This window comes from endosymbiont of Lamellibrachia barhami (assembly GCF_011947365.2).
Lineage (GTDB): Bacteria > Pseudomonadota > Gammaproteobacteria > Chromatiales > Chromatiaceae > QGON01.
The window spans coordinates 1843020-1854816 of record NZ_JAAVSH020000001.1 but is presented as its reverse complement, the minus strand read 5'-3'; the positions used below and the strand labels follow the sequence as shown (position 1 = coordinate 1854816).

The 11797-nt window shown below is 54.4% G+C and carries 9 protein-coding genes; all 9 read left to right on the top strand.

Annotated elements, in window-relative coordinates; all coding sequences use genetic code 11:
* Positions 1–82: 82 nt before the first annotated feature.
* The 9 genes from G9Q73_RS08280 to G9Q73_RS08240 all read left to right on the top strand — a co-directional run bounded on the left by G9Q73_RS08280 (position 83) and on the right by G9Q73_RS08240 (position 11778).
* A complete protein-coding gene (locus G9Q73_RS08280; RefSeq protein ID WP_246345131.1) occupies positions 83–619 on the top strand; it encodes a tetratricopeptide repeat protein in 537 nt (178 codons plus the stop codon).
* Positions 616–900, top strand: coding sequence for a hypothetical protein (locus G9Q73_RS08275; protein ID WP_177419364.1), 285 nt, complete (start codon positions 616–618; stop codon positions 898–900). The genes G9Q73_RS08280 and G9Q73_RS08275 overlap by 4 nt, the downstream gene beginning before the upstream one ends.
* A gap of 232 nt (positions 901–1132) precedes the next feature.
* Positions 1133–1777, top strand: coding sequence for a MotA/TolQ/ExbB proton channel family protein (locus G9Q73_RS08270; protein WP_177419363.1), 645 nt, complete (start codon positions 1133–1135; stop codon positions 1775–1777).
* A complete protein-coding gene (locus G9Q73_RS08265; RefSeq protein ID WP_177419362.1) occupies positions 1774–2289 on the top strand; it encodes an ExbD/TolR family protein in 516 nt (171 codons plus the stop codon). Before G9Q73_RS08270 ends, G9Q73_RS08265 begins: the two co-directional genes overlap by 4 nt.
* Positions 2286–2807 carry an ExbD/TolR family protein gene (locus G9Q73_RS08260; protein WP_177419361.1) on the top strand — a complete coding sequence of 174 codons (522 nt, stop codon included), beginning with the start codon at positions 2286–2288 and terminating at the stop codon, positions 2805–2807. The genes G9Q73_RS08265 and G9Q73_RS08260 overlap by 4 nt, the downstream gene beginning before the upstream one ends.
* Positions 2804–3775, top strand: coding sequence for an AgmX/PglI C-terminal domain-containing protein (locus G9Q73_RS08255; RefSeq protein ID WP_177419360.1), 972 nt, complete (start codon positions 2804–2806; stop codon positions 3773–3775). The genes G9Q73_RS08260 and G9Q73_RS08255 overlap by 4 nt, the downstream gene beginning before the upstream one ends.
* Positions 3772–4746 carry an FAD:protein FMN transferase gene (locus G9Q73_RS08250; RefSeq protein ID WP_177419359.1) on the top strand — a complete coding sequence of 325 codons (975 nt, stop codon included), beginning with the start codon at positions 3772–3774 and terminating at the stop codon, positions 4744–4746. Before G9Q73_RS08255 ends, G9Q73_RS08250 begins: the two co-directional genes overlap by 4 nt.
* Before the next feature lie 426 nt (positions 4747–5172).
* Positions 5173–7380, top strand: coding sequence for a putative Ig domain-containing protein (locus G9Q73_RS08245; protein WP_177419358.1), 2208 nt, complete (start codon positions 5173–5175; stop codon positions 7378–7380).
* A gap of 537 nt (positions 7381–7917) precedes the next feature.
* On the top strand, positions 7918–11778 hold the full coding sequence (locus tag G9Q73_RS08240) for a putative Ig domain-containing protein (RefSeq protein WP_177419357.1): 3861 nt from the start codon (positions 7918–7920) through the stop codon (positions 11776–11778).
* The last annotated feature ends 19 nt before the right edge of the window (positions 11779–11797 follow it).

The following is an 11797-nucleotide window of genomic DNA, read 5'->3' as shown; positions in this document are numbered from 1 at the left end:
TTTCTCCTTGGTGCTGGTGGGCTGCGCTAATCAGGCACCGCGCCGGGATCTGGCGTCACCTGCTATAGCAGGGTCACCGCCGTTGGAAAAAACAGAGCGGGAGAGTGTGCCCGAGTTGCCGGAACAAGCCCGCTTGCAGCTGAGCCAGGCGCTCATTGCGATGCGTGATGGCCGGGATGAGGAGGCCGAGCCACTGCTGAGGGTGCTGGCGGATGAGTTCCCCGGTTTTGTTTCGCCGCAGCTCAACCTGGGCATCCTGCTGCTCAGGGGGAATCAGACAGAAGCTGCGGAGACGGTATTGCGCCAGGTGTTGCAGATCGACGCGGACAATGCCGTGGCTCAGCACCAGTTGGCGATTCTCTTGCGACGACAGGGGCGTTTCCAGGAGGCCCTGACAGTTTACAGGAGACTGTTGAACAGCAAGCCGGACCATGCTTTGGCTCACCGCAATCTGGGCATCCTCTATGACCTCTATCTCGACGAACCCCGCCAGGCACTGGCCCACTACCAGCAGTTTGCGGAACTCTCCGCCGATGGCAAACAGGAGACAAAAATGTGGATCATAGAGCTGAAAAGACGCATTGGTACCGGGGAGAGACTGGCGGCAGGGGCAAAATGAGTAGAAACAGAGGTGTTTTTCGATGGGCGCTGCTGCTGGCGGCGTTGCTGAATCCGTGGGCGGCCCAGGCAGAGCAGCGGCTGGAACTGGACGGCACGGCGGTAATCGGCAGCCGGGAGTCCCCGCAGGTGCTCTATCTGGTGCCCTGGCGGAAATCGGGGCCGGGTGACCCGTTGGGCATGCCGCCGCTGAAGACAGGAGACGATCTGCTGGTCCCGCTGGAGAGGGCGGTGTTTCGGCGGCAGCTCGACTATTTCAGTGACGCCAATGACCAGCCATGAACGAAACGCCGTACGACCATACACCGTAGGTCGGGTTAGTCGCGCAACCGCGCGAAGCCTGATGCCGGCACGACATCTGGTGCGTTACGTAACCCGACAAATCGTTGTCGGGTTACGATGCGCGCGATGCCAGGTGGTAAAGCTCGGGCTCGACGCAATGCGCATCTATCCCGACCTACAGAACAAGGTTTGTTAAGAGATCAATCTGAATAATCGCTACAGAGGAACCACTATGGACAACTATCTTTTTATCATTCGATTTTTCCAGGAGGGGGGAACTTTCATGTACCCGATCCTGCTGATTTTTGCCCTCGGCCTGGCGATAGCTGTAGAGCGCTACGTCTACCTGGCAAGTGCAAAACTGCGCAACAGTCGTTTCTGGGCGAAGGTGCTGCCACAGCTGAATGCAGGTGAATTCAAACAGGCGCTGCAATCCGCCAGCGACTCCAGCACCGCCTTGGGGCGCATCCTGGTCTACGGTCTGTCCCGAACCCACAATGCACGACGCCGGGGAGATATCGAGATGGCAATGGAAGAGGGACTGATGGAGGAGATTCCACGTTTTGAAAAACGCACTCACTATCTGAGCACCCTGGCCAATATCGCCACACTTCTTGGTCTCTTGGGAACCATTATCGGTCTGATCAACGCCTTTACCGCAGTCGCTGCTGCCGATCCTGTGGAGAAGGCGGATCTGCTCTCCGCGAGTATTTCGGTGGCGATGAATACCACCGCTTTCGGCTTGATGGCGGCGATCCCGCTATTGCTTGTCTACACGCTGCTGCAGAGTCGTACCACCCAGGTTGTCGATAGTCTGGAGATGGTCTCTGTGAAGTTCCTCAATATCGTCACCGAGCGGGCCGGGAGCGCAAAATGAGACGCCGGTCGCGCCGCCATGCAGAAGAGGCGGAGCTGAATATCACCGCCTTCATGAATCTGATGGTGATATTGGTGCCCTTTCTCCTGATCACCGCCACCTTCTCACGCATGGCAGTGCTGGATCTTCACCTGCCACCGGCCAGTGAGGGCAGTAGTGCTGCCAAAGGAGAGCTCCAGCTGGAGGTCATTGTGCGCCACGACGCCATCGAGATTGCTGACCGTCGTGGAGGTCTGATTCAGCGCATCGAACAGCAGGAGTCGGGACAACATCTGCAGCGGCTTTCACAGGTGCTGCAGGCGCTCAAGGCGCGTTATCCCGAAAAGCGCAACGTATACATCCTGTCGGAGCCGGAGGTCTCATATGACGATTTGGTGCAGGTGATGGACCGGGTGCGGATTACCGATCTGGTGCGGGCAGGTTCGGTGGTGCAGGCGGAGCTGTTTCCCGATATCTCCCTGGGCGATGCACCTCCGCTGCCAAAGGCGGCAACCAAGGGTAAAGGTTCATGAAGATGTCACGTCGGGCGAAACGGATGCAACGGCACCACAAGCGCAACCGGGGACGCGGCGGCATCAACCTGGTATCGCTGATGGATATCTTCACTATTCTGGTATTTTTCCTGTTGGTGAACTCCTCAGAGGTGCAGGTACTGCCCAACGCCAAGGCCCTCAAGCTGCCTGAATCGAGCGCAGAGCAGCGCGCAAAAGAGACCATGGTGGTGATGCTCAATACAGAGGAGATTCGGTTGCAGGGAGAGGTCGTGGTGCGGTTAGACCGGCTGGCGGACTCCACCACGGAGATGATCGAGCCGTTGCGACAGGCGCTGGATGAACGAGTGAAAATAGCGCTTCCGACGACGGGGAAGGATGCTGGCGGCATAGGTGAGATCACCATCATGGCGGACAAGCAGGTCCCCTACAGTCTGCTGAAACGGGTGATGTTGACCTGTGCGGAGAGCGAGTTTGGCAATATCTCCCTGGCGGTAGTGAGACGCCCGGAGGAGGGTGAGTCGGAGGTGGCACTATGAGTGTGATGACACATCGACTGGAACTGCCATGGAACAATGCGCACTGGGAGGACCGGCAGTTCCGCCGGTTGCAACTGGCGATGCTGGTGGCGGCGCTGTTGCTTGGGATGATGCTCTCCCTGGTGGAGCTGCCGCAACAGGAACGGTTTACACGCGTCACTCCGCCGCGACTGGCGAAACTCATTCTGGAGCGTCGGCCGATAAAACCGGTGGAGCGCAAGCCGCCGGATGTCGTGATACCCGTGGTTAAACCAAAACCGGTTTCCAAACCGAAACCCAAGCCCAAGCCGGTAGTGAAAAAAAGGCCGAAAAGAGCGCCTTCCAAGGTGGCGAAGAAGCCAAAAAAGAGCGACCCGGCCGCCGCAAGACGCAAGGCGAGCCGGTCGGGTCTGTTGGCTGTTGCCGATGAGTTGGCGGATCTGCGTTCTGCGCCGGCGGTGAGCAGCGTGGCCTCATCCCGCAGCCTCTCCAAGGCGGGGAACAAGGCAAACCGGGTGGAGCGCTCGCTGGTCACTGCGGGTGCCTCCCGTGGCAGTGACGGCATCGATACTGCGAAACTGAGCCGGGATACCGGCTCTCAGGGGTTGAGCGGGCGAAAAACGACCCAGGTGCGATCCGCAGTGCAGGGCAACGGAGGTGGCGGTAGCCGGGCCAAAAAGGTGGCGAAAGACTACTCTGCCCAGCGTACTGAAGAGGAGGTTCAACTGGTGTTCGATCGCAACAAAGGGGCGCTCTACTCCATCTACAACCGAGCCCTGCGAAAGAACCCCTCATTGATGGGAAAGATGCTGCTGGAGATTACCATTGCACCCTCAGGCAAGGTGACTACCTGTCGTTTGCTCTCCTCTGAGCTGGAGAACCGGAAACTGGAGCGAAAGCTGCTCGCGAGAATAAGGATGTTCGATTTTGGCTCCAAAGAGGTGGAGACCACTGTTGTCTCTTACCCGATCGATTTTCTTCCCTCATGAGCGGTGTTGCGGCCCGGGTGCTGGCGCTGCTGCTGGGGTTTGCCAGCCTCGGTGTCGAGGCGCAGTGGTTATGGCGCGGCGCCGATATCATGGGTACCCGAATCACTCTGCAACTGTGGTGTGAGTCGGTGGAACAGGGTGAGGCTGCCATAGAGGCAGTGTTGCAGGAGATGCACCGCATCGACCGATTGATGAGCCCATTCCGGTCCGACAGTGAGTTGTCACGGATCAACCGGGAGGCAAGTCAGGGTATTGTGGCGATCAGCAGCGAGTTGCTGAGGCTGCTGGAGAGGGCACGGCAGATATCGGAGCTGACGGACGGGGCATTCGACATCACCTTTGCCAGCGTCGGTTACCATTACGACTACCGGCGTGGCATCAAACCCAGTGACGCGACGCTGGGGGAGCTGCTGCCCGCCATCGACTATCATAATGTTTTGCTGCAGAAGGATCCGGCCGGCGTGAGGTTTGCCCGGCCGCAGGTGCGTATCGATCTGGGCGGGATCGCCAAAGGTTATGCGGTGGATCGGGGCATAACGATCCTGCGGGATCACGGCATCGAACACGCCACCCTGAGCGCGGGTGGCGACAGTCGTTTTCTTGGCGACCGACGCGGCCGTCCCTGGCGGGTGGGTATCCGCGATCCGGATGACAGGAAGGGCATTAAGGCGTTACTGCCTTTGAGTGAATCGGCACTCTCGACCTCTGGCGACTATGAGCGTTTTTTTATGCTGGATGGGGTGCGCCACCATCACATTCTGAATCCCAAATCGGGCCGCTCGGCCGAAGGGGTGCGTAGTGTCTCGATTGTGGGGCCGGAGGCGGTGACTACGGATGCGCTGGCCACGGCGCTGTTTGTTATGGGCGAACCGGCTGGTATGGCGCTGGTGGAGCGGCTACCGGGTATTGAGGCGGTATTTGTGGATCCAACCGGTGAGATTCGCTTCTCCTCGGGGCTTGCAGCGCAATAAAACTGTGCCAGGTAGTGGTATCGCCTATTCCTGCGCATCCGATATCATCAGGTCGCATAATTGATTCCCATCCATAATCATCAAGATTACTCTCGCAAAGGCGCAAAGAACGCCAATAAACAATTATTATACGTTGAATAACAATAAGTTATAACTTTGCGATCTTAGCGTCTTAGCGAGAGTCGCTGTTTCCGGATGGGCGCTGGTTAGTGCAATTATCAGATGCCGTAAGGCAATTCGGAATACGCTCACACTTTAGATAAATACTCATTTATTTCGTTTAATAGTTATTGGATTTAGCAAGTCGTCACATTTTTCACCAGTAGTGATGGATGGGTTTCACATGTTTTTGAAAGGTCGCTTTTTTCTGTTTTCCTAACGACTAGACTCACCCCCATTGAATTGATTACCAATGGGTTGACGCAGATGTTTGCGAAGATTAGAAAGCTCGTATTTGTAGTAGTTACTGCTCTCTCACTTGCTGCATGCGGCAGTGGAACAGAGGATACCTCCTCTGTTTCAGATGCAACTGGAAGTGCTGCGCTGAAGACGTCAACAAGTCGTATCTCATCATCGATGGATGATGTTGAAGAAGAGGTCAGTGGAGCCATCTACTCAAACAGCAGTGACCTGGAATTGATCAACGATGATCAAGACCAGGTAATAGGCATGCGGTTTGTGGTGGATGTTCCGCAGGGTGCCGTTATCGATAAAGCCAGTGTGCAGTTTACCGTTGACGAAGTATCCACTGGAACAGGTGATCTTGAAATATCTGCAGAACACGTTACTGATGCGGAAAGTTTCGCAAACAGCAGTTATAACGTCTCTTCCCGGACAACTTTTTCCGAAACCGTCAGCTGGAAGCCGGGTAACTGGAATGTTGTTGGTGAGTCCGGTGATGAGCAGGAGACCCCGAACCTTGCTGCGTTGATTCAAAAAGTAGTGGATCAACCCCAATGGCAGCCGGGGCAGCATGTTGTTCTTGTCATCAAGGGTAGCGGAAGAAGAACCGCATCATCTTATGATGGCGACGCTGCCAGTGCACCTCTGCTGAATGTCGATTACTTTGATGACGGGAATACCGGCGACACCGGGACAGACCCTGTACAGCCCAATCAGCCACCTGAATTGTCAGGCACTCCAGCACTTACAGTAGCTGAAGGTGAGGGCTATGTTTTCACGCCAGTAGCCGTGGATGCAGATAATGATGATTTGGTATTCTCGATAAGCAATTTGCCTTCATGGGCAAATTTCAGTGCGGTAAACGGCGGACTGTCTGGAACGCCGGATTACAGTCAATCAGGTACCTATACCAACATCAGCATATCCGTAACCGATGGGGCTGCGACTGTGTCTCTCGCAATTTTTTCCATCACCGTAACTGATGTGAACCGTGCGCCGGTAATCAGTGGCCTGGCGCCCACCCAGGTAGTGGCGGGTGGCAGTTACCAGTTTACTCCGAGTGCTACTGATCAAGATGGAGATGCGTTGGCATTCTCTATTACGGGCAAACCTGCTTGGGCAACCTTCGATTCATCGACAGGTCGTCTGTTTGGGACGCCTTCTGTGTCAGATGCCGGAAACTATGAAAATGTCGGAATTGCTGTTTCCGATGGCGTACATAACGTCTCGCTGCCCGGGTTTACGATTAGTGTGAGTTTGGTAAACAGTGCCCCCGTAATCAGCGGTCAACCACCCTCTCAGGTATTAACGGGCAATAGTTACCAGTTTACTCCGAGTGCTGTTGATCAGGATGGAGATGCGTTGACCTTCTCCATAACGTCCAAACCTGCCTGGGCTACCTTTGATTCATCGACAGGACGTCTGTCTGGAACACCCTCGGTAGCAGATGCTGGCAACTATGGAAATGTCAGGATCTCGGTTTCCGATGGCGCATACACCGCCTCATTGCCTGCCTTTGCGATTACTGTGACTCTGGCAAATAGTGCGCCGACGATCAGCGGCGCCCCATTGAATGAGGTGACTGAAGACACGCTATATCAATTTACGCCTGTTGCCAGCGATGCGGATAATAACCCGCTTGTTTTTTCTATTATCAACATGCCCTCTTGGGCTGTGTTTAACAGCGCAAATGGCAGACTCAGTGGTACTCCCTCCGGGAACGACATTGGTGAATACAATGATATTCGTATCAGTGTAAGCGACGGAGTATCGAGCGCGGCACTCGCAGCATTTTCCATCAATGTGCTGCGCATTAATCATCAACCTGTTGCGAATGATGATCTGGTATCTGCAACGGCGGGGCAGGTGGCGCCGATCGCTGTACTGAATAACGACAGCGGCCTTGAGGATGGGCCGATTACTCTGAGCGTGCTGCAAAATACAACGAAGGGGAGTCTCTCGATCAACGGGGATAATACCTTTTCATACCTCCCGGATGCTGGATACAGTGGTTTGGATTCGTTTACCTACGAGGTTGTGGATGTTGACGGTGAGAGTGCCACGGCAACCGTGACCCTCAGTGTAACTTGCGAGGGAGATTGCACGACACACATGGCCAGAATCAGCTGGAGTCAAAGCAGTGGTGTGGGAGTTCAGGAGTACCGTGTTCACTATGGAACCCAGTCAGGTGTTTACACCCAGTGGGTCGTGGCTGACACGATGACCTCATGATGTGACGGTTCCTGGTGGTGGCGCCTGGTATTTCTCAGTGACTGCAGTTGACAGTCTTGGTGTTGAGTCCGGTTTCGCTGAAGAAGTCAGTTTAACCTTTTAATCCCTTGGGGTTAAATCCCCCGCTGCTTGCAGCGATAGACATTTCATTGCAGGGAAAGAGATTTTTCCGCGAACAACGCAAAAAGCGCAAGGTCGTAGAGTTGTTTCACTCTCTACAACCTTGCGCTTTTTGCGTTTAATCTTCAGGTTATATGAAGGTCAACGAACAAATATTCTAGCGATTGATTTCGTTCACAAAAACATAAAAACAATCTGTTTGTTCTAAAAGTATATGCATAAATCAGGCGGGCATCACACATTGAAATCAGTGTGAAAAAATGTGTCACATGTTTGATTTTATGAACTGTTCATCCACCCAGTAATTTCCAACAATGTAGCCATAACTAATTTGTTTTGCAGGTTGCCAATATGTTGGAAAGTATTTTTTGCAAGCGGTTCTCTTTTTCTCTGTTCATTATCCTATGTGTGTTTTTAGTGTTGCCGCTTTTCACGGGTGTGCAAGCCGGTGAGGCTGATGCAGGTGCTGTGTCAACACGTATTGAGCAGAGAATCTCGGCCTCCATAGATGATGTGGAAGAGGAAGAGAGTGGCAACATCTACGTTAACAGTTCTGACTTGGAGCTGATATACGATGATGAATATCAAGTTATTGGACTCCGCTTTGTCCTGAATCTGCCGCAAGGTGTTCGTGTCGACGAGGCAAAACTTCAGTTTACCGTTGATGAGGTTTCAACCGACCCGACAAGTCTGGGGATTTATCTGGAAAATAGTCTGGATGCGCAGCCATTCAGAAATCTGAGTTATAACGTCTCCACCCGTACTTTTTTTCGTCAGAGTGTGCCATGGCTTCCTGCGGTTTGGACGAGTGTAGGGGAAGCGGGTATAGCACAGCAGACGCCCGATATTTCAGCGTTGATACAGGCGGCAGTCGATCAACCTGACTGGAAGTCTGGAAGCCATATTGTCGTTGTTATTAAAGGCAGTGGCCGGCGTACTGCATCCTCTTATGACGGCGAAATGAATAAGGCGCCGCTACTGTCTGTTTTATACACAAATCGCGAGACGGCTCCTGTTCCCGAGGAGCCGGTGATAGAAGAACCTGTAGTTTCAAAACAGTTCACCAGTCGTATCTCCTCATCTCTTGATGATGTGGAAGAGGAAGAGGATGGAAATATCTATGCCAATAGTTCTGATATTGAACTGATATACGATGGTGAGTATCAGGTTGTCGGACTTCGCTTCGCTGTAGATCTGCCACAGGGCGCCCGCATCGATGAAGCGAACCTTCAGTTTACGGTCGATAAGGTTTCCCGTAGGGGCAGTAGTCTTGAAATCGGTGTGGAACAGACGCCTGATGCAGTGCCGTTTCAGAAAAGCAGTTATAACGTTTCATCACGCACGCTTTTTGCAAATTCCGTTGCATGGTCTCCACCTGCGTGGAGAAAAAGGGGAAGAGCAGGTGCTGGGCAACGGACGCCCGACATCTCTGCACTGATACAGGCTGCGGTCGACCAACCGGATTGGCAAGCCGGGAATCATCTGGCAGTGGTCATAAAAGGTAGCGGACGTCGTGTGGCCTCTTCTTTTGACGGCAAGGCAGATAAAGCCGCTCTTTTGGTCATCAACTACCAGGTTAGCGACAGCAGTGGCACTATAGATCCACAGCTACCGAATCATGCACCGACCATTTCCGGTCTCCCTGCATCTGTTGTGGCAGAAAACACACCTTACCATTTTGTGCCGGCAGCCGATGATGCCGATGGTGATAAACTGAACTTTAGTGTCCGTAATCTGCCTGCTTGGGCAAGTTTTGATCCTGCAACCGGGAGCATCTCCGGTACCCCCGGCTTTGATGCTGCAGGCAACTACGGTCCTATCAGTATTAGTGTAACTGACGGCACGGAGAGCGCTACACTGACTGGTTTTTCCATCACTGTCAGCGACACAAACCGTCTGCCGACCATCAGCGGGTCTCCTGCCGATAGTGTCACGGAAGGCTCGACCTACAGCTTCACCCCCAGCGCATCCGATGCGGATGGTGACAACCTGCTCTTCAGTATCAGCAATAAGCCGTTTTGGACCGGGTTCAACACCTCCACCGGTCAACTCTTCGGTACGCCAGGTTCCAGCACAGCAGGTAGCTACGGCAACATCCTCATCAGCGTGACCGACGGTACCGAGAGCAGCTCACTGGCCAGCTTCACAATCATGGTCAGCGGTGACAGCAATAACAACAACACACCAACCATTACCGGTTCGCCTGCCACCAGTGTTGCAGAAAAGGCGACCTACTCCTTCACTCCAAGCGTTTTCGATGCGGACGGTGATGCCCTGAGCTTCAGCATTACCAATCGGCCGAACTGGGCTAACTTCGATCCCACCACCGGTCGACTGTTCGGCAATCCAAGCTACAATGATGCCGGGATCTGGGGCGACATCCTTATCAGCGTGACCGACGGCACGGAGAGCGCCTCACTGGCCAGCTTTTCCATCAGCGTCAGCAACACAAACCGCTCGCCAGCTATCAGCGGCTTGCCTGCAGCTAGCGTCGCTGAAGGTTCAGCTTACAGCTTCACCCCCAGCGCCTCTGACCCGGATGGCGACAACCTGGTCTTCAACATCACCAACAAGCCGGCTTGGGCCAGCTTCAACACCGCCACCGGACAACTCTCCGGCACACCTGGCGCAGGCACGGCCGGCAGCTATGGCAATATCGGCATCTCTGTCTCCGACGGTACCGAGAGCGCAACACTGAGCGCCTTCCAGATCATCGTCACCGCACCTGCACCAGGCGGGGGTAACAATCTCTATGTCGACCCGCTCATCGGCGCATCGAGCTGCAACGACTATGATGTTGGCAGCCGCGCCTGCGGTGCAGGTTCCGAAACGGCCTTTCGCAACCTGAGCGGGGCCGCCGCAGCGGCTGTCGCCGGTGAAACCGTTTTGATTCGTGAGGGCAGCTATAACGAACCGCTGATTCCGCAGAACTCCGGCACGCCTGGCAACTACATTACCTATCGCAACTACGACTCGGAGCAGGCGACGATCACCGGCACCAACCTCAGTCCGGCCATCGACATCTCCAATCGCGAATACCTTATCCTGCAGGGATTGCGGGTAGAGGATGTCTATCGTTGGATGTACGCCCTCAATGCGCATCACAACATCCTGCAGTACAACAGCTTCCTGCGGGCAAACCACGGCAGCACCAGCGCCAAGACCGGCCTGTTCTTTCAGGAGGCAACCCATAACAAGATTCTCAACAACACCATCGAGGACTCTTCACAGGATAACCTTGCCCTGATCAAGTCGGATCACAACCTGGTGGAGGGCAATACCTTCGTGCGCGCAAGCCATACGCTTTGGGTGATCAAGTGCGGCAACTTCAACGTGATCCGCAATAACCATTTCGATAACGAGATCCAGAAGATCGGCGAGATCTATGACTGCGATAACGTGGGCTTCGATCACGAGTTCACCCTTCACGACGCCACCAAGTACAACCTAGTGGAAGGCAATACCTTTGCCAAAACCAGCTCGTATTACAGCACCTCCGGCGGCAACGGTATCCAATATGCGGGCCAAAACGGCATCATTCGCCAGAATGTCTTCTATGCGAACAATTCCGGACTCGGCATGCAGAACTATAGCCAGGAAGCCCGTTTCAACACCCATAACCGGGTCTACAACAATGTCTTCCACAAAAACCTCTGCGGCGGCATCACCACGATGGACTCTTCAGTGGGGGGCTTTGAGGACAACCTCTTCGCCAACAACATTCTCAACAGGAATACGGACTGCGAAAGGCCCGATGCTCCCTACCAGCACGTCTACCGTAACGACATGTCGGGTTATCAATTCGATACCAACAACTTCTTCTCCGGCAACCTGGGAGATAATGTGATCGGACACTGGGGCAGCAGCGGTATCTCACTGGTCGATGCGCAGAACACTAAACCGGCTTTCTACGTCAACAACCTGGAGCAGGATCCGCAATTCGTGGATGAGGTCAACCACGTCTTCACCCTCCAATCCACGAGCCCGATGATCGATGCCGGACGGTTCCTCACCACCACCGTGGGCAGCGGCAGCGGCGCCACCCTGGTGGTCGATGATGCCGGTTACTTCTACGACGGTTTCGGCATCGACGGTGAGGCCGGGGATGAGATCCAGCTACGGGGCAGTAATGAGACTGCCATTATCGTCGGGATCCTTCGCAATGCCTGCCCTCGACCGTGCCAGGCGGAACGCAGGCCAGGGCGTAGCCCTGAAATACAATGGCGCGCCTGCTGGATATGGGGCGTTTGGGCGCTATCGGTGCACTACTACAGATAGCAATACCATGTATGGCGTA

Excerpts from the sequence above, each read along its gene's own strand:
- G9Q73_RS08275 (WP_177419364.1), top strand. The coding sequence starts at position 616 with ATGAGTAGAAACAGAGGTGTTTTTCGATGGGCGCTGCTGCTGGCGGCG.
- G9Q73_RS08245 (WP_177419358.1), top strand. The coding sequence starts at position 5,173 with ATGTTTGCGAAGATTAGAAAGCTCGTATTTGTAGTAGTTACTGCTCTC.
- G9Q73_RS08265 (WP_177419362.1), top strand. The coding sequence starts at position 1,774 with ATGAGACGCCGGTCGCGCCGCCATGCAGAAGAGGCGGAGCTGAATATC.
- G9Q73_RS08250 (WP_177419359.1), top strand. The coding sequence starts at position 3,772 with ATGAGCGGTGTTGCGGCCCGGGTGCTGGCGCTGCTGCTGGGGTTTGCC.
- G9Q73_RS08255 (WP_177419360.1), top strand. The coding sequence starts at position 2,804 with ATGAGTGTGATGACACATCGACTGGAACTGCCATGGAACAATGCGCAC.
- G9Q73_RS08260 (WP_177419361.1), top strand. The coding sequence starts at position 2,286 with ATGAAGATGTCACGTCGGGCGAAACGGATGCAACGGCACCACAAGCGC.
- G9Q73_RS08270 (WP_177419363.1), top strand. The coding sequence starts at position 1,133 with ATGGACAACTATCTTTTTATCATTCGATTTTTCCAGGAGGGGGGAACT.